This is a genomic window from Flavobacterium sp. ACAM 123, from assembly GCF_000264055.1.
GTDB lineage: Bacteria > Bacteroidota > Bacteroidia > Flavobacteriales > Flavobacteriaceae > Flavobacterium.
Genome location: NZ_AJXL01000030.1, coordinates 1 through 18,641 on the forward strand (window position 1 = coordinate 1; position 18,641 = coordinate 18,641).

Annotated in this window: 21 protein-coding genes and 1 riboswitch; of the genes, 1 reads left to right on the forward strand and 20 read right to left on the reverse strand. The window is 35.1% G+C overall.

Annotated elements, in window-relative coordinates:
* Positions 1-245 precede the first annotated feature (245 nt).
* From fabG to A3SG_RS0107405, 12 genes are all read right to left on the reverse strand, one after another.
* Positions 246-992, reverse strand: a complete 747-nt coding sequence (fabG, locus tag A3SG_RS0107355) for a 3-oxoacyl-[acyl-carrier-protein] reductase (RefSeq protein WP_016989378.1) — start codon at positions 990-992, stop codon at positions 246-248.
* A gap of 217 nt (positions 993-1,209) precedes the next feature.
* Complete coding sequence (locus tag A3SG_RS22945; protein WP_316945214.1) at positions 1,210-1,515, reverse strand: Na+/H+ antiporter NhaC family protein; 306 nt, start codon at positions 1,513-1,515, stop codon at positions 1,210-1,212.
* A 1-nt stretch (position 1,516) separates the two neighbouring features.
* Positions 1,517-2,533 carry a Na+/H+ antiporter NhaC family protein gene (locus A3SG_RS19320; RefSeq protein WP_316945215.1) on the reverse strand — a complete coding sequence of 339 codons (1,017 nt, stop codon included), beginning with the start codon at positions 2,531-2,533 and terminating at the stop codon, positions 1,517-1,519.
* A 58-nt stretch (positions 2,534-2,591) separates the two neighbouring features.
* Positions 2,592-2,688: riboswitch (SAM-I-IV-variant riboswitch) on the reverse strand.
* Positions 2,689-2,799: 111 nt separating this feature from the next.
* Complete coding sequence (locus tag A3SG_RS0107365; RefSeq protein WP_016989379.1) at positions 2,800-3,222, reverse strand: hypothetical protein; 423 nt, start codon at positions 3,220-3,222, stop codon at positions 2,800-2,802.
* 216 nt (positions 3,223-3,438) lie between these two features.
* A complete protein-coding gene (gene sucD, locus A3SG_RS0107370; protein WP_016989380.1) occupies positions 3,439-4,311 on the reverse strand; it encodes a succinate--CoA ligase subunit alpha in 873 nt (290 codons plus the stop codon).
* Positions 4,312-4,397: 86 nt separating this feature from the next.
* Positions 4,398-4,760: a nuclear transport factor 2 family protein gene (locus A3SG_RS0107375; protein WP_016989382.1), complete on the reverse strand. Its 363-nt coding sequence runs from the start codon at positions 4,758-4,760 to the stop codon at positions 4,398-4,400.
* Between the two features lie 4 nt (positions 4,761-4,764).
* The gene (locus A3SG_RS0107380) at positions 4,765-5,694 is read right to left on the reverse strand and encodes a UDP-3-O-(3-hydroxymyristoyl)glucosamine N-acyltransferase (RefSeq protein WP_016989383.1); all 930 of its coding nucleotides are present in this window, start codon (positions 5,692-5,694) and stop codon (positions 4,765-4,767) included.
* Positions 5,695-5,770: 76 nt separating this feature from the next.
* Complete coding sequence (gene efp, locus A3SG_RS0107385) at positions 5,771-6,337, reverse strand: elongation factor P (protein ID WP_016989386.1); 567 nt, start codon at positions 6,335-6,337, stop codon at positions 5,771-5,773.
* Between the two features lie 99 nt (positions 6,338-6,436).
* Positions 6,437-7,222, reverse strand: coding sequence for an acyl-ACP--UDP-N-acetylglucosamine O-acyltransferase (gene lpxA / locus A3SG_RS0107390; protein WP_016989388.1), 786 nt, complete (start codon positions 7,220-7,222; stop codon positions 6,437-6,439).
* An 84-nt stretch (positions 7,223-7,306) separates the two neighbouring features.
* Positions 7,307-8,695, reverse strand: coding sequence for a bifunctional UDP-3-O-[3-hydroxymyristoyl] N-acetylglucosamine deacetylase/3-hydroxyacyl-ACP dehydratase (locus A3SG_RS0107395; protein ID WP_016989390.1), 1,389 nt, complete (start codon positions 8,693-8,695; stop codon positions 7,307-7,309).
* The gene (lpxD, locus tag A3SG_RS0107400) at positions 8,688-9,731 is read right to left on the reverse strand and encodes a UDP-3-O-(3-hydroxymyristoyl)glucosamine N-acyltransferase (protein WP_016989391.1); all 1,044 of its coding nucleotides are present in this window, start codon (positions 9,729-9,731) and stop codon (positions 8,688-8,690) included. The genes A3SG_RS0107395 and lpxD overlap by 8 nt, the downstream gene beginning before the upstream one ends.
* A 27-nt stretch (positions 9,732-9,758) precedes the next feature.
* Positions 9,759-11,000, reverse strand: a complete 1,242-nt coding sequence (locus tag A3SG_RS0107405; RefSeq protein ID WP_029596667.1) for an HD domain-containing protein — start codon at positions 10,998-11,000, stop codon at positions 9,759-9,761.
* A 314-nt stretch (positions 11,001-11,314) separates the two neighbouring features.
* On the opposite strand from A3SG_RS0107405, the gene A3SG_RS0107410 reads away from it, so the two are divergent.
* A complete protein-coding gene (locus tag A3SG_RS0107410) occupies positions 11,315-11,572 on the forward strand; it encodes a hypothetical protein (RefSeq protein WP_157485349.1) in 258 nt (85 codons plus the stop codon).
* Between the two features lie 412 nt (positions 11,573-11,984).
* Here A3SG_RS0107410 and chrA read toward each other — a convergent pair whose 3' ends face one another.
* The 8 genes from chrA to A3SG_RS0107460 form a co-directional block, all read right to left on the reverse strand.
* Positions 11,985-13,118 (reverse strand): chromate efflux transporter, encoded by a 1,134-nt coding sequence (chrA, locus tag A3SG_RS0107420; protein WP_016989394.1) that lies wholly within the window; start codon positions 13,116-13,118, stop codon positions 11,985-11,987.
* Positions 13,119-13,160: 42 nt separating this feature from the next.
* Complete coding sequence (locus A3SG_RS21155; RefSeq protein ID WP_316945217.1) at positions 13,161-13,379, reverse strand: GyrI-like domain-containing protein; 219 nt, start codon at positions 13,377-13,379, stop codon at positions 13,161-13,163.
* Between the two features lie 473 nt (positions 13,380-13,852).
* The gene (locus A3SG_RS23100) at positions 13,853-14,008 is read right to left on the reverse strand and encodes a membrane dipeptidase (protein ID WP_016989396.1); all 156 of its coding nucleotides are present in this window, start codon (positions 14,006-14,008) and stop codon (positions 13,853-13,855) included.
* Positions 14,005-14,169 (reverse strand): hypothetical protein, encoded by a 165-nt coding sequence (locus tag A3SG_RS23105; protein ID WP_083832411.1) that lies wholly within the window; start codon positions 14,167-14,169, stop codon positions 14,005-14,007. The genes A3SG_RS23100 and A3SG_RS23105 overlap by 4 nt, the downstream gene beginning before the upstream one ends.
* 888 nt (positions 14,170-15,057) lie before the next feature.
* Positions 15,058-15,567, reverse strand: a complete 510-nt coding sequence (locus tag A3SG_RS0107445; RefSeq protein WP_016989399.1) for a GNAT family N-acetyltransferase — start codon at positions 15,565-15,567, stop codon at positions 15,058-15,060.
* 202 nt (positions 15,568-15,769) lie between these two features.
* Positions 15,770-17,083 carry a serine hydrolase domain-containing protein gene (locus A3SG_RS0107450; protein WP_035663568.1) on the reverse strand — a complete coding sequence of 438 codons (1,314 nt, stop codon included), beginning with the start codon at positions 17,081-17,083 and terminating at the stop codon, positions 15,770-15,772.
* 79 nt (positions 17,084-17,162) lie between these two features.
* Positions 17,163-17,372 (reverse strand): hypothetical protein, encoded by a 210-nt coding sequence (locus A3SG_RS0107455; RefSeq protein ID WP_157485351.1) that lies wholly within the window; start codon positions 17,370-17,372, stop codon positions 17,163-17,165.
* A 173-nt stretch (positions 17,373-17,545) separates the two neighbouring features.
* Entirely contained in the window at positions 17,546-18,418 is an 873-nt protein-coding gene (locus A3SG_RS0107460) for a tetratricopeptide repeat protein (RefSeq protein ID WP_016989402.1), read from the reverse strand.
* Positions 18,419-18,641 lie beyond the last annotated feature (223 nt).

Genomic DNA, 18,641 nt, shown 5'->3' on the forward strand with positions numbered 1-18,641 from the left:
TAACTAACCCAAAAAGAGCGTAAGGAAACGACAAATAAACGAACCAAAAACTAAATTACTAATTTGTATTTGTTTTGGCTTTATAAAAATATTGATAAAAAGATAAACAGCCGGCTATTACTAATGAAAGTAGAATTAATAATAGAGTAACTTGTGTCATTCTTTAATTTTAAGGATTGAAAGATAAAATTAGAATAATTCCGCAAACGAATCTTTAAATTCTTGATTTATTTACTTTTTTAATGTTAGGTAAGCATTCCCCCGTCCACATTCAATACTTGACCTGTAATATATCCACTTAAATCCGAAGCTAGAAAAAGACAGGCATTAGCAACATCTTCGGTAGTACCTCCTCTTTTTAAAGGAATACCGTCTCTCCAACCTTGAACTACGTCATCATTCAATTTTGCAGTCATCTCCGTTTCAATAAATCCGGGTGCAATAGCATTACAACGAATATTGCGCGAACCCAATTCAAGTGCTACAGACTTTGTAAATCCAATAACACCTGCTTTTGAAGCGGCATAATTGGTTTGACCTGCATTACCCTTCACTCCAACCACACTACTCATGTTAATGATTGATCCGGCACGTTTTTTTAAGAATGTTCTCTGAATCGCTTTGGTCATATTGAATACGGACTTCAAATTGACATTAATTACTTTGTCAAAATCTTCTTCAGACATACGCATTAAAAGGTTGTCTTTAGTGATACCAGCATTGTTGATTAAAACGTCAACCGTTCCAAATTCAGCTAAAACGGCATCAACCATGGTTTGTGCTTCATTAAAATCGGCAGCATTTGACTGGTATCCTTTTGCTTTGATTCCAAGCGCATTCAATTCGTTTTCTAATGCTACCGCCGACTCAACAGATGAACTGTACGTAAAAGCAACATTTGCTCCATTTTTTGCAAAAACTTCTGCAATTCCTTTTCCAATTCCACGACTTGCACCAGTAATGATGACCACTTTTCCTTCTAATAATTTCATATTATAAAATGAGTTTAATATTTATTTTGAACTAACTCCCTACCCACTAGCATACTTCCTACTCCCAAAGCTTCGAGACGTTAGCATTTTTGTATTCGCCGTGGCGGATAAAATGCAATCAACACTTCTAATAGGACCCGTTCTACTTGTCAAATATAGAATAATTACTTTTTTAAAAAAAATTTCAAATTTAATAAACTTGGAGCTGGCTTAAATTTTATACTTTCAAAAATTTATTTACCCATTTATCCCAATACGAACTATAAATCGCCAATAGCGTAAAGATTAATAAAAATAAATGGTACCAGGCATTGCTGATTAAATCAAAAAAGTCCAATTTACCATTGGCAAAGCTCAAAATCAATAAAACTTGTGCTCCGTAAGGTAAAATTCCTTGCACAATACAAGAAAAGATATCTAAAATAGCGGCTACCTTTTTAGGGTTCAAATCATACTCATCATTAATTTCTTTAGCAATAGGTCCCGTAATTACAATAGATACCGTATTATTGGCTATGGCCAAATTAGCAAAACCAACCAATGCACCAATTCCTGCTTGAGCTGTACTTTTTATTTTTAATGCGTTTTTTAATTTGATGTAGTAAGTAATTAATCCCTCCCGCTTTTTCCACCATAGCAGCTAAACCACCCGTAAGCATGGACAATAAAAAGATATCAGTCATACCGGTGAAACCTTCATATGTCTTCTGGATAAACTCCATTAAGGTAAAAGATCCTCCTATAAAGCCTATGATGCCAGCTAAAACAGTTCCAATAATTAAAGTGGCAAACACATTTACTCCAAATAATGCTAAAGCAATTACCAATATATAAGGTATAATAGGAATCCATTCAAAACCAACTTTTGGAAGGTCAACAGATACTATCTCCGAATTTAAACCGAGGTAAAAGAATAAAATCACGGTAATTACTGCGGCAGGAAATGCAATAAACAAATTGATTTTGAATTTATCTTTTAATTCACAACCCAAGGACTGTGTTGCCGCGATGGTCGTATCAGAAATCATGGAAAGATTGTCCCCAAACATGGACCCGCCTAATAAAGCCCCGGAAATTAGCGGTAATGAGGCTCCGCTTTTATCTGCTAATGTAACCGCTATAGGTCCTAAAGCAACAATCGCCCCTACAGAAGTCCCTGTCGCTGTGGATAAAAAACCTGCAATCAAAAAGATTCCTAACGGGAAATAGGCCACATCAATAGTACTGATTCCTAAATTAACAACGGCATCCACACCGCCCATTGCTTTACTCACAACCGCAAAAGCGCCCGCTAACAAATAAATCAAACACATGGTCATAATTTTACTTTCGCCACAACCTGCAATTAACGTCGCCACTTTTTCATCTGTGGAAGACTTGAAAAGTAAAAAAGCGGCAATAATCCCAACCACGACAGCCACAGGAGATGGAAATGCATAAAAATCATTCAACACAATTCCGGCACCCAAAAAAGTAAAAATAAAAATAAATAACGGAATCAAAGCGTAGGGATTTCCTGTTTTTTTCGAAAAATTTGTCATAAAGTTAATTTAAAAATGAATTAAATATGACGAAAAACAAAAGCTAAAAGATGGGAATGCAAACAACATTTTTTCCAAAGGATTTGGCTTATCATTTTAGCACCTTGCTCGTTTTTGCAGGTTGCTATCTCAAAATGAGATTCGTGATAATGTGTTCAAAAGTAATACATCATTTATAAAAAAACAATAAATGCCTTACTTATTTTATATAAAAAAAGACCTTACCGAAGTAAAGCATTTTTTATAAATATTTAGATTAAAGTATCTTAGAAAGCAACATTCCATATTGGTAATCTACCGTTTTCATCAAAAAAGTTTTGTAAAACTTGTCCTTCTACAGCAGTGGGAATTCCTTTAGTTTCATTATTGAATGTTTCGTACCAAACCACTTCCAATAAACTGATATCCTCTTTTTTCATTTGTGCTGGCCAAGAATATTTTCTCCCTGTCTTTGCAAACTGATTTCCTTCAACAATCTTTTCTTTTAAGCCACCATTTTTTATTTTTAAAGTCCCATCATTCTGTACCGTCCCTGTAGAACCTACCATGATTAACTCTTTTTCTTCTGCTACTGCATATACTAAAAACACACCGCTTCCTTCTGAAGCATTACAAGCTTGTTCTAAACTATCCTCTGCAGCAAATGAAAATTTGTCGCTAACTTTAAATTTTTCTAATTCCTTATACATATCGTTTTATTTTTATTTGAATTGGCTTCCTCAAAAAAATACCTCACAAAATCGTGAGGATTATCTAAACCATTCGTTGCTGTTTGTTATTATTAAATTTGAAGCGTTAAGAGAGCTTTTTTTTAATAAAGCGCAAAGGTATTTCTTTAATTCTATTTAATAATAAAAAAGCCTCACAAATATGAGGCTTTTTATCTTTTGGTTTAAAATAGTAAACTATCCTAAAACTTCTTTTACTTTTTTACCAATTTCTGCTGGAGAATCCACTACGTGTATTCCACATTCTCTCATGATTTGCTTTTTAGCTTCTGCTGTATCATCAGTTCCACCTACAATAGCACCTGCATGACCCATTGTACGCCCTGCTGGAGCGGTAACTCCTGCAATGAATCCCACTACTGGTTTACGGTTACCATCAGCTTTAATCCAGTGAGCAGCATCAGCTTCTAGTTGTCCACCTATTTCACCTATCATTACGATACATTCGGTTTCTGGATCATTCATCAATAACTCCACTGCTTCTTTTGTAGTAGTTCCAATGATCGGATCTCCTCCAATACCTATTGCAGTAGTGATACCTAAACCTTGTTTTACTACTTGATCAGCCGCTTCATACGTTAATGTTCCTGATTTAGAAACAATACCTACAGTTCCCTTTTTGAAAACAAAACCTGGCATGATACCAACTTTAGCTTCGCCCGGAGTAATAACTCCTGGACAGTTAGGACCTATTAATCTCGCGTTTCTTTCTTTAACATAACCATTTGCTTTGATCATATCAGCTACAGGAATTCCCTCTGTAATAGCGATAATCACTTTTATTCCTGCATCAGCAGCTTCCATTATCGCATCAGCAGCAAAAGCGGGTGGTACAAAGATAATAGTAGTATCAGCTCCTGCTTGTTCTACAGCATCTCTTACAGTATTAAAAACAGGACGGTCTAAATGTGTTGTTCCTCCTTTTCCTGGAGTTACACCACCTACAACGTTTGTCCCGTACTCAATCATTTGTGAAGCATGAAACGTTCCTTCGCTTCCTGTAAATCCTTGAACAATTATTTTGGAATCTTTATTAACTAAAACACTCATGATATATATTTTATGTGATTTTTAAAAGTTGTCTTGCAAAAGTAAGGTTTTGAAATTATTTTCAGGCCTTTTCTTATCAAAAAATATTATGATAATTGACTCATTTGATAGCCCTTGTATAATTGATTGTCTTTTATTTGCCAAATTGATATAAAATGTGCCAATAACATCTCTTCTCTTGGATTTTCTATCGTTTTTACAAAATGAGAATAGCGCACGGAAATCATATCATTTTCCGCTATAATATGACTTATCCTAATTTTTGAACGCACATAGGCCCTGCCTAATTCTTCGGATAGATCTATTATACCATCATAGTCTAAATGAATCAATCCTTTACTACTATTCCACTCCACTATAGCATCAGGGTGCAAATATTCTTTCATAATACTACTGTTGATAAGTGCATCTGATTTGTAAAAATCTTGAACGAGTTCCTTTGCTGTCATATTATTATTTTAATTTATTTAAAATCTCTGGAATTTTTTTTATATTGGCCAGTTGTTTTAATTTTTCCCTTGACTCTTGTATTGGTGTTCCAAAATAGGATTTCCCGCCTTCAACCGATTTTGTAACACCTGTTTGGCCTAGAATAACTGCATTTCTGCCTATCGTGATTCCGCTCGTAGTTCCTACTTGTCCCCAGATCGTGACTTCGTCTTCTATGATCACGCAACCAGCGATTCCAGTTTGAGAGGCAATTAAACACTTCTTTCCAATTACGGTGTCATGACCTACATGAACCTGATTGTCAATTTTTGTTCCTTCGCCAATGATGGTATCCCCTGTAACCCCTTTGTCTATTGTACAAAGTGCTCCAATACCTACATTGTCTTTTATCACTACTCTTCCTCCTGAAAGCAATTGATCGAAACCATCTTCTCGCTTTTTATAATAAAACGCATCGGCGCCAAGAACTGTTCCTGCATGGATGATTACATTATTTCCAATTATGGTATTGTCATAAATAGCCACATTAGCATGAATCAAACAATTTTCACCAATTACCACATGATTTCCAATAAAAGCATTGGGCTGAATTACAGTCCCCTGCCCTATAACTGCTAAATTAGAAATGGAAGTACTTGATGATTTAAAAGGCTTGAAATGCTTTGTTAATCTGTTAAAATCATTAAAAGGATCTTCTGATATCAATAAGGCTTTTCCTTCCGGGCAATCTACTTTCTTATTAATCAAGATGATCGTGGCCGCTGAATTTAAAGCTTTTGTATAATATTTTGGATGATCTACAAAAACAATGTCTCCTTTTTCTACAACATGAATTTCATTCATGCCAGATATAGGAAAATCAGCATTCCCAACATACTCACAGTTGATAATAGTGGCAATTTCTTGCAGCGCGTAAACTTTTGGAAATTTCATAAATTTAATTAGAAAATGTGTTAATTAAAAAATGTGATAATTAGCTAATTACCACATTTTCTCATTATCAAATTATTTATTCTTTTACACGTTCCATGTAAGAACCTGATGCAGTATCAATTTTAATTTTGTCTCCTTCATTTATAAATAAAGGGACACTTACGGTAGCGCCGGTTTCAACTGTTGCTGATTTGGTAGCATTAGTAGCTGTATTCCCTTTGATTCCCGGTTCAGCGTAAGTAACTTCAAGAACTACAGAAGGCGGCATGTCTACAGAAAGAGGCAATTCCGTTTCTGTGTTTATACTTACCATAACATTTTCTCCTTCTTTTAATAAATCTGGCGAATCTAATATGTTTTTATTCAAAGATATTTGCTCAAAAGTCTCTGTATTCATAAAATGAAAATCATCTCCTTCTGGATATAAATATTGAAACTTATGGTTTTCCACTCTTACTTCTTCTATCTTATGTCCAGCTGAAAACGTATTGTCCAATACTTTTCCATTCGTTAAACTTCTTAGTTTAGTTCGCACAAAAGCAGGACCTTTTCCAGGTTTCACGTGAAGAAATTCTATGATTTTGTATATGTCATTATTGTACTTAATGCATAATCCGTTCTTAATGTCTGATGTAGATGCCATTTGATTTGCTTTTGGCTATTAGCTTAAGGCTATTAGCAATTTATATTTAAATATTTATTTTCAGGCTAAGAGCTTAAAGCCAACAGCCAATAGCTTTTTTTAATAATTTCCTGTGTATCCTTTCATTACCCCACGTGATGAGTTTCTGATAAAATCTAGTATTTCGTCGCGTTCCGGAGTTGCTTCCATCTCTGCTTCGATAATTCCTATGGCTTGTGTTGTATTATAGTTTTTTTGATATAAAATTCTATAAATATCTTGAATTTCTTTGATTTTCTCGGTTGTGAAGCCTCTTCTCCTCAATCCAACCGAGTTGATACCCACATAGGACAAAGGCTCTTTTGCCGCTTTCGTAAAAGGAGGAACATCTTTACGAACTAATGATCCGCCTGATATCATGGCGTGATCGCCAATATGAATGAATTGATGGATTGCTGCCAAGCCACCTATTACTGCAAATTTACCAACAGTGACATGGCCTGCCAATGCAACACCGTTAACAATTATGGCATTATCGCCAATATGACAATCGTGCGCAATGTGAGCCGTAGCCATGATCAAACAATTGTTTCCAAGCGTGGTTTGACCGGAAGCAATTGTCCCTCTGTTAATGGTAACGCATTCTCTAATCGTACAATTGTCTCCAATTATTGCCAAGGACTCTTCTCCGCCAAATTTTAAGTCTTGCGGAACGGCAGAGATAACTGCACCAGGAAAGATACTGCAATTCTTTCCAATTCTTGCGCCTTCCATAATGGTAACATTAGATCCTATCCAAGTACCATCCCCAATAACTACATTATTATGGATTGTCGTAAAAGGTTCAATGACAACATTTTTAGCGATTTTCGCGCCAGGATGAACATATGCTAAGGGTTGATTCATCTACTTTTTTTTATTATTTATATATATAAAACAAAAACTTTGAAACAGTATATTTCAGAGTTTTATAGAGTTTCTACTTTACGTTTATGGTTTTTTAGCAATTTGAGCCATTAACTCGGCTTCTGCTACTAATTTACCATTAGCATAAGCGTTCGCTTGCATATGACAAATTCCTCTTCGTATCGGTGTAATTAAATCACATTTAAAAATCAAGGTATCACCAGGTAATACTTTTTGTTTGAACTTAACATTATCAATTTTCATGAAATAAGTCAGATAATTTTCTGGATCTGGAACGGTACTTAGTACTAATATTCCTCCTGTTTGTGCCATTGCTTCCACAATTATAACTCCTGGCATTACAGGTGCTTCGGGGAAATGACCAACGAAGAAATTTTCATTCATTGTAACATTTTTCATTCCTACAACATGACTGTCTGACATTTCGATAATTCTATCGATAAATAAAAAGGGAGGTCTATGAGGAAGAACAGACATAATTTTATGAATATCCATCAGCGGCTCCTGATTTAAATCAAAAACAGGAACATAATTACGCTGTTCTATTTTTATAATTTTAGCCATCTTTTTAGCAAATTGTGTGTTTACAAAATGACCTGGCTTATTAGCAATAACTTTACCTTGTATTTTTGTTCCAATTAAAGCCAAATCACCTACTACGTCAAGTAGTTTGTGTCTTGCAGCTTCATTAGGATAATGCAACGTAAGGTTGTCTAATATCCCGTTTGGTTTTACATTAATTGTGTCTTTCCCAAAAGCAACTTTCAAATTCTTCATTGTACTCTCAGATATTTCTTTATCTACATATACAATTGCATTATTCAAATCGCCTCCTTTTATCAAACCATCTTCTAGCAACGACTCTAATTCATGCAAAAAACTGAATGTTCTGGATTCAGAGATTTCTTTTTTAAATTCAGAAATATCTTTTATTGTGGCATTTTGCGTGCCTAAAATTTTTGTACCAAAATCTACCATGGCAGTAACGCAATAATGATCACTTGGCATGATTAAAATTTCGCTTCCGCTTTCCTCGTCCGTAAATGAAATGATTTCCTTTACCACATAAATATTTCGCTTTGTATTTTGTTCTTCGATGCCCGCTTTTTCAAGCGCTTCAACAAAATATTTAGACGAACCATCCATTATAGGCAGCTCTGAAGTATTTAGTTCTATGATGACATTGTCTAAATCACAACCCACTAAGGCCGCTAGCACATGTTCTGGGGTTTGTATTTTTACTCCTAGCTTTTCTAAATTGGTTCCTCGTTGTGTATTTACTACATAATTAGCATCTGCCTCAACAACAGGATGTCCTTCTAAATCTACTCTGACAAAAGTAAAACCATTATTTGATGGAGCAGGTTTGAAAGTCATTAAAACTTCCTTACCCGTATGCAATCCAACTCCTGTTAGCGAGATTTCTGTCTTTATAGTCTTCTGTTTAACCATTATTCCCGTTTTTTTGGTTTAATATTTGTTTTTTTAATTCTTCTAATTCTGCGACTATTTTCGGTAAGTTCTTAAAGTGTACATACGACTTACTAAAATCGTTATAGCCAAATGTTGGACTTCCCTGTAATATTTCATTATCCTTGATGTTTCTTCCTACTCCGGACTGCGCTTGAATTCGAACATTATCTCCTATTGTCAAATGTCCTGCAATTCCTACCTGACCACCAATCATTCCGTTTTTACCAAGCTTAGTCGAACCTGCAATGCCAGTTTGAGCGGCAATTACGGTATTTTCCCCTATTTCAACATTATGGCCAACCTGAATTTGGTTGTCAAGTTTTACTCCTTTCCTTATAATCGTGGATCCCATTGTAGCCCTATCGATCGTAGTACAAGCACCAATATCGACGTCATCTTCTATAATAACATTCCCTATTTGCGGAATCTTTTTGAAGGTTCCATCAGGATTTGGCGCAAAGCCAAAACCATCTGCACCTATAACTGAACCAGAATGTATGGCACAATTATTTCCGATTATCGTTTGCTCATAAATTTTGGTCCCAGCAAAAATAGTTACATTGTCTCCAATCACAACATTGTCCCCGATGAAACAATTGGGATAAATTTGAACATTATTACCTAAAACTACATTCAATCCTATATAACTGAAACTGCCTAAATAAAGGTTATTACCATATTTAGCATTCTCAGCTATAACGGAGGGTTGCTCTATTCCACTTTTGTTTCCTTTCGCCTGATCATAAAACTCTAATAATTTAGAAAACGCTAAATAAGCATCCTCTACTTTTATCAGGGTCGTTTTTAATTCTGATTCCGGCATAAAGCTTTTATTTACAATCGTGATTGTAGCTTCGGTACTATAGATAAAGTTGTTGTATTTTGGGTTTGATAAAAAAGTCAGTGAACCTTCTTTTCCCTCTTCAATCTTAGATAACACATGTACTTCAGCATTGGGATTCCCAATAACTTCACCTTCTAATATACCCGCTATTTGTTCTGCTGTAAATTTCATTGCCACAAAAATATAAAAAAATAGAATTTAAATGTTCATTTCCACAAGTTGTTTTGGGAAACAGATGTAATATTTGGTCACGGATTTGGATAATGATTTCAAATTCAATTGGTCAGAAGATTCAATAACATCCTCAACGGTCTTGTCTTTTTTCAATATTCGTATCGGCTCCGCTTCCTTGCTGTACGCTTGGTTTTTTATTTTTCCTTTGAAAATAAAATAGTTAGCTTCTAATAAACTGATATTATTTTCCAATGCAAAACGTTCTTTTAAAGGGTTTAAATCTTCAATAGCCACTTTTTCACTGGTTAATTTTATTTTCAATAAATCCCTATTGATAATCATTTTACTCAACGAAGACAATATAAAATCACTCTGACGCTGCCATCCTTTTAATGCACTGATGATATCAAAATCATCGAGTTGAGCAAATAAATCTAAAGTCCCCGCATCAAATGTATTCATTGTAATCTTATGTTGCAAGAAATACTGCAAAGGCTCACTGCAAGGTAAAACTACTCCTTTCCCTGTTAATTCTTTAGCACGTTTGAGGATTCGGGTCAAAATTAATTCGGCCACTAAACTAGTTTTATGCAGATAGGCTTGCCAGTACATTAAGCGCCTGGACATCAAAAATTTCTCAACGGAATAAATGCCTTTTTCTTCGATAACCAAAACATCATCCACAACATTCATCATTTGAATCAATCGCTCTGAGTTCACATTCCCTTCGGCCACACCTGAGTAAAAACTGTCGCGTTTCAGGTAATCCATGCGATCCATATCCAGTTGACTCGAAATTAGCTGCAACATAAACAGGCGATGATATTCCCCTTTAAAAACCTTTATGGCCAAATCCAACTTTCCATCAAATTCAGCGTTTAATTGGTGCATGAACAACAGGGATATTTCCTCATGATGTACATCTTCAACAATGCTTTTTTCCATTGCATGTGAAAAGGGTCCATGCCCAATATCATGCAATAAAATAGCGATATATAAAGCATTTTCTTCCTCTGTAGAGATGGCTACCCCTTTAAAACGCAATACTACAACCGCTTTCTGCATTAGATGCATGCAACCTAAAGCATGATGAAAACGCGTATGATTAGCACCTGGATAAACCAAATAAGACAATCCCATCTGCGAAATTCGCCTGAGGCGTTGAAAATAAGGATGCTGTATTAAATCGTAAATTAAGGCATTGGGGATGGTAATAAATCCATAAATGGGATCATTAAATATTTTTAGCTTATTGATTTGACTCACTATACCTTTGTTTTTAGGTCGACAAATATAGGTAAAATAGATTTTATTAAAGAAAGTGTTTTTACAAGCCTTTGTTACTAGTGAATAGGTCATCTTTTTGATACGATTTGTCCGAATCAAGCAATTCCAATAAAATTAATTTTTTTTGGTTCAAATTCTTTCGAACTAATTGTGCTTTTCCCCAAAAAAAATACGGAAAGCTTAAAAAAGTAGAGGAAATAAATCATTGAGATTTCCGATATTCATTTTGATTCTTTATTTGATATATCACCATTAGCGGCAAGGATTTTAGGAGCGTCGATGAAAGGTCCTAAGTGCGGTATGCCATCATTAGTGTCAATCTTAATTTCCCTCAATATCAAATGGATGTTAATGTAGAGAAGGCCCAAGAGGCTAATATAGCCATATCTGATATCTTTATTACCATGCAAGCTATTATGGTGTGTTATATGCGACGGATTTCAACAAGTTTGGTAAACCAGTACCGTTCGATGATTCAGGCAAAACCAGAAGACAGTGCAAATCTTGAGTACATAAATAATATCTATATTAATAATATTGATAGTCAATAAGTTGCAATCATTCAGTTTGTAGAGTTTAAAAGAATGTACGTTCCTAGTTCCTTGTTTAAACAAGTTTAAGCGGTTAATATAAGCAGTAAAACAAATCCTAAACACAGCGCAGGTGATGCTATTAAAGCGATGCAAAAAGTAGCAGCGCAACATTTATCCAGAACGTAGACCTATGAATTCTCACGAATGACTAGAGAAGAGGTTCTTGAAGGTGATCAGGTCTCTGGTGTATTTTTATTAAGTTTAGTCTTTGTTTAATTCCTTGCGATGGATGCTAATAATGCATTACAAATAAAAATAGAAGAGGTTGTTAATTCAAAAATGCCACAGCGTATGGTATACTTGTTGGCTTTTTGATTTTTTGACAATAACCACACTTTAATATCGCATCATAAAAAAGAACGTGCTTTCTTTACAACAACATCAATAAATATCCAAAAAGCGCTCCCCCAAGAACGACAAAGGCACTGTTTATTTTCTTGTAATAAAATACAATTACAATACTCAATAGTGCAATTAAAATCGTGCGCCAGTCCGTGATGGTGTCTTGCCCTAATTCATAACAGATGGATACGATTATTGCGATGGAAGCCACATTTACAGCATCTAGAAATATGGCAAAAGCCTTCGAGTTTCTCATCTTTTTTACAAGAGGGTTCAAAAGTGCCACAAACGCAAATGACGGCAAAAATATCGCCAACGTTGAAATGAGCGCACCTGATATTCCATTGATTTGATAACCTACAAAAGTAACAGAGGAGAAAACAGGTCCTGGCGTAAATTGTCCCACAGCAATAGCATCAATAAGTTCGGTTCGTGTCAGCAAGCCTTTGGTCACCAATTCGGCATCCAAAAAAGCAAAAAGCACATAGCCACTTCCATATAGGATTGCCCCTATTTTTAAGAAAATCAGAAATAAATTAAAGTTCGTGGGTGCCAATACAGCCATTTTAGAAACCGGAAACAGCAATAGCGGACTCCAGGTGTTCCCCATTGTATCCGAGTTTTTATTGGTCAATGAATTCCAAAATAACGCTAAAAATCCGGCGCCAAAAAGAAGCGCAATTTCATTGAACTGCAACAGCGAAAGCAGTAAAACAATGATACCTATCATCGCTAACCGAACTGTTTTTATGGATTTTTTTGCAAGTGGAAAAATAGCACCCAGAATGATGGCGATGATGGCGGGTTTTATACCATACAAAAAAGGTTGGATTTCAGGAAGTTGCCCGTAATCTTTATAAAGCCAAGCAAAAATTCCCGTTAGTAAAACAGCTGGGACGATAAAACAGACGCCGGCAACAACAAGCCCTTTCCACCCTGCCCTTTCATGACCAATATGAATAGCCATTTCGGTACTGTTAGGACCTGGAATCAAATTAGTGGCGCCTATTAAATCTAAGAAATGTTGTTCCTCAAGCCACTTTTTTTTCACCACTACCTCGTCTCGCATCATCGAAATGTGCGCGGCTGGACCTCCAAAACCTATAAATCCTAATTTTAAAAAAAGTGCGGCCACTTCCTTTAATTTTTGCTTTTCATCCATTCCGATCGCTCGATTGCTATTTTACTTTGAGGAGCCAAGTTACTACTTTTTGAGTTGAACTGGAGTCCAAATTTCCTCTTCAAATTTAAGGTTATCATTTTTGTATTTATCACCTAATATTTCAAAATGAGGCCGATGATCTAAAACATACTTAGAGCTCGGTAGCCAAGTAGCAAAAATACATGCAAACGCTGCAAGATCTCTTTTCATATCCCATTTGTAATTAAAAACAGCATAAAGACCACTGTTGATTGCTTGAATTCAATTAATAAATGCGAAAGTCAGGAATCGCCACGGCTGTCCAATACTAAAACTGTGCAACGCAATTAAAATCATCATAAAAGCCCGGACTAAACAATTGTACCATGTAATAATCTGTTCCAATGTATCCACCATTGTAACTAAATATTGTTTAATTCGATACGATTATTGATAGAAGCGTACTGTTACAAAGGACTAGATTTCGCTAGCTACTTATAATTGTGCGGATATTGATCTGTCATATTCTCTCGCTTTATATTCTTTATAGGACATCGTCATTCGCATTCCTATTATTTTTTTCTCTGGAAATATTGCTATTCTTGGGATCATTATCTGGTAGTTCAGAAATTAGTATTGTCTATTGACATCCAAAATTCGCAGAAGATTAGTGACTAATATTTTCCTGATGTCGTTTTTAGTTTGGCCTTTTTCAAGCACTGCTTTTGTGATTAATGGATTAGTCGTAACGTCATCTAACGTTTTGGTGGCACTTGAATACCGTCAAATTCTGATCCTATTCCTATGTAATCTAAACCTGCGAGTTTAATGATATATTTAATATGTTTAATTACAAAAGCAAAAGGAGCATTAAGAGCTTGTGCCTCTGTATGGTATTTATTGTATATCATTCCTTCGGCAACATAGCTGTTTTGCCCGATTTAACAATGGAATCTATCTCCGCTTTGTGTTTTTCAAGAAACGGCTCTTCCCTTTTATCTTCAGTAAGATCCAGAAATCCCCTGTTAAAGTTCACCTGAATGACTCCGCCGTTCTTTGCGATAGCTCTAATTTTGTCGTCTTTGAGATTCCAATGGTGCGCACAAAGTGTGTAACGGAACTGTGAGAAGCAATTATAGGGTCCGTCGTGGTAGCGATAACATCACAAAAAAGTCTGCCCGCCCACATGAGAAATACTGACCATAATACCCAGTTCATTCCTATGTTGCAAAAGTTTTTATCCAAAACCAGTCAAGCCTTTGTTTTTTAAGTCTTTGGTAAACGTTTCATCAGCAGTGATTGTTGCGCACGAAGTAGAGTAATTTTAAGTCAGCGTAACATAGCGTACACCTATTTTGTAGAATGCACCCAGTTTATCTAAATCATCTTCGATTTGATAACCGCGTTCCACGCCTTTTAATGAGCCATTTTGTGCTGTTTCACTATTTTATATTGTGCGACCGTGTTGGCTACTTTTACAATTTTATTTAGATTGTACCGTCCACACTGTCTATTTCACGTGCGACAAAATTGTAGGGATTTAGATGATCAACATCATTAAGACAGAAAAAGAGTACACATCAATTCCGCGTTCTTTCCCTTTTTTAAATCGTTGTGCGTTTTTCTATGCAAGTCTTAATCAATAAGCGTAGTCCCAGTCCATTGTTTACGCTAGGCTATCATTATGTACATCTACAAGGAAGGATTTACTGTGAATATCTTGATAAGTTTGTACTTCTTTATTCGCTTTTCGCAATCCAAAACAATTCAATCCAATCATCAATACTAAACCTAAATTAATCGTTTTTTTCATACTTCTGTATCTTAAACTGAATATGATTAGCAGAGACTAAATTTAATTAAAAATTCATTATTGAGCTGTTTCTCCTCCTTTGCAGTCACTATAAACGCTTTTTTTACAGAAACAATTGGCATGGTCCCCATATTAATTCTCCTTCTTTTAGAACACTAATTTATACAACAATACCTCTTGAGTACCTTGGGTCAGTTTAATTTTTTTCTCAAAGTGGAGGCCTAATTTTATCAATAATTTTTGAGAGGCGATATTTTTTACTGAAGTTATTCCGCTAATTTCCGTTAAATTAAATTCACTGAAAGCGAGCTCTTTTAGGACATTAGCACTTTCAAAACCGTAGCCTTTCTTTTCATATTGCGGAAGAAAAGCAAAGCCAATATCAAAGCCTTCGAAACCATCTCTATCGTACAGACCGCAGCCGCCTATTTTTGCTCCGTCAAATTTTCTGGTGACGGTATAATTCCCAAAACCAAGTCTTTCGATTTGAGGTGTCATCTTATTCGAGATATATGCAGCAGCATCTTCACTGGTTTTTAAATTGCGATCCCCGATAAACTCAATCCATTTTGGACTGTTGAAGAGTACTAAAATAAATTCGGCATCTTCCGTAGTAGTTGGTGTCAGAAATAACCGTTCTGTTTCAAATGTTTTCAATTCCTATTACCTTTTAAAATTGGTACTCCTTGTTTTTATCTAAAAAATTCCTAATTGCTGTTAAACAGAATATTAAAGAGTAAATATAAACAATTTATCTTACAAATAGAATTGTGTTTCTTCCGTCTTTTTTTTACGACAGCTACAAGCCACGATTGTACAGCTGCTGCAAAAGAGTTTCAACTGTGCTAATATAAAAAACTTACTTCTTTATCAAAACATTTTTTGTTCCGCCTTGAATAATGGTCATTTGATTCGCTGTTGGATTAAATTCTAACGTAATTCCAGCAGCTTTAAATTCGAATGTGTCATTTTTAATGGCTTCCAGCGGAAAAGCACCTTGTCCCGTTGCTTGTGCCATCAATTTCGTATTATCCTTTGTAACTGTTATTGCCAATGGAAACGTAGCACTTGCATAAACTCCTAAATAAGTGTCTAAATCTTCTGTTTTGAGGTCTAAAGTGTTAAACGTGGGAATTTCAAATTTTCTATTGTAGTAGCTCGATAAAATCGCAATCACGATATCATTATTTCCATAATTCATACCGTTTGAAGTAATGGCAACACTCAGTTTACTTTCGGGGAAATAAGACAATGCCGAACGAAATCCATCGATTCCTCCAGTATGTCCATAGCCGATTTTATCATAAAACGGCACTTGAAAAATTCCCATTCCGTATTTATCCTGGATTGTTTTCATTTGTTCCAATGAAGCTGCAGCAATCAATTTTCCGGCGAATAACGCGTCAATAAACTGAGTTAAATCGGTTGGAGTAGAAACCATCCCTCCAGCTCCCATTGGAATTGAGGTATCCGTTTCGGTTTCTTTATTCCATTTTTCTGTATAGCTGTAGGAATTAGATTCGTTGTTAGCGGTACTTATTTTACCGCCAAAATAGGTGTTTTTTAACCCTAATGGCTTTGCTATTTTAGTTTGTACTAATGCCGCATACGACTGTTTGTAGACTTCCTCCAGAATATAACTCAACAACACATAATTAGAATTGCTGTACTCTCCTTTGCTATTGGGTTCAAGAACACTTTTGCCTTTGGCAATAATACCCACCATTTCTTTGGCGGTTTTAGGGACTGCGCTATAGGACGCATATTCATCAGCGCTGGTAAAATTATAAATTCCGCTGCGGTGGTTCAATAAATTGCTGATCGTAATTTTAGACGCATTTTCAATAGTTGGAAAATAGCTTTCAATAGTTTGATTCAGACTTAGTTTCTTTTCTTCGATGGCTTTAAAAACTAAAACCGAAGTAAACATTTTAGAGATGGAACCAATTCTATATTTGGTAGAAACTGTTGCTTTTTTATTGCTTTCGACATCTTCCTTTCCTATGGCATTCGTATAAATAATTTTCCCGTTTTCTGATACTGCAACGCTTCCCATATATTTATCTTTGGTTTCCAGAACCTGAAACAGACTGTCAATTTTGGCTTTATTGAAGTTTTGAGAAAATGTAGGTACCGTAACAAGTACTACTAAAAAGACAAGGATTTTTTTCATTTTGGATAGATTTTGATGTTTTGCTAGAATCAAGATTTCAATTGACATTCTTTGTGGCAGCAGTGGCCGTTTCCCTTATTTATTGCTCCGTACTTTTTTCAGCTTTTTTGATGTCCCAATACGATTTCATGAACAATACTGCTATTGCCAATCGAAACACTCGATACAACCAAATATTAACCTCCCAAAAGAATAGTTCGTGCGTCGCTCCGGTATCAAATAAGGAATCGATAAAGGATATTAAAAATAAAATAGCAAATGCTAAGTAAACGTTTTTGTGCATTCTCATAAAAAATTAGTTTGATATAATTGTATTGTTTTTATTAATAAGCTGTTTATTACTGCTGTTTTATTGTCTAAGAGATGAAATTCTTTGCGGGCACAAGCGAGAAGCTTGCGCTAGCGTGGGATATATCAAGGACGTCTGCCCTTGTGCTTGCAGCGGGATATATTACTCTAAAACTATTCTATTTTCATATTGTTTTTTTTGGCTATTTTTAAAAATAACGCTTCTTTGTTTTCTGATTTTAGCTGTTGGTACATCGCTCCCATAATTTGTTCGGAATCTTTTATATAACTCGAATTGTCATTAGTATAAATTCTATGTGCGATAAAAATATTATCTAATGCTTTTTCATATTCTTTCAATACAAAATAATTTTTTGCCGCTCCAAAATAGCCTTCTGCATTTTTAGGTCTAAATTTAATAAGTTTTTCATAATAACTTACTGCAGTTTTAAAATCAGATTTTAAAGTATAGACAACACCAATATTCATCAAAGCAAAATCTCCTTCAGGGAAAATTTCTAACGATTTTTTATAGTATTTTATCGCACTATCATAATCGCCAAGTTGCCTATAGCAAGCAGCCATATCATCATAGGCAAGCACGTAATTTTTATCCTTTCCTATTGCCATTTGAAAGCTTTTTATCGCTAAATCATATTTACTATCCATCATCATGTCTTTAGCAATACTATAATAGTTTTTTGCACTTTCAATTTCAGAGTCAGAGTAAAGTAATTCTTTTTGATCCTTGTTTCTTTTCTCTTTCAGCGCATCACAAGTTTTCGGTAAAAGTGCACTTACCTCTTTGATTATTTGAGTAATTCCTTCCACCGTATTGGCTTTTTCTCTAATTTTTTCATCTTTTTCCTCAAAAAACACTTTCGCGAATGAATTACCAATACATTCACTAAAATTTTTTTCACTTGGTTTATCATATTTAGCTAAACAATTGCAAGTCTCTGTTGCCGCTTTTTCTTCTAACGACTGTGAAGTAGACACATGGAAATTCAAAACAAATAATAATATTAGGGCAAGATTTTTTTTCATTATAAATTTATTGATTATGGTTTGCGTATTGGTTAAGTAAAAACAGCTCCATCTTGTCATTTCGACGAAGGAGAAATCTCCGCTCGCTATTTCTATATACTTGCTCTACTGTGTGGCCACAGATTCCAAATCTGCGCTAGCTTTTCAAGCCCAACAAAGCCTTAGCTGTTATGTGTTCCGTTTAATTTTCTTTACAAGTTGCTTTTCCACGTTATGAATTAAA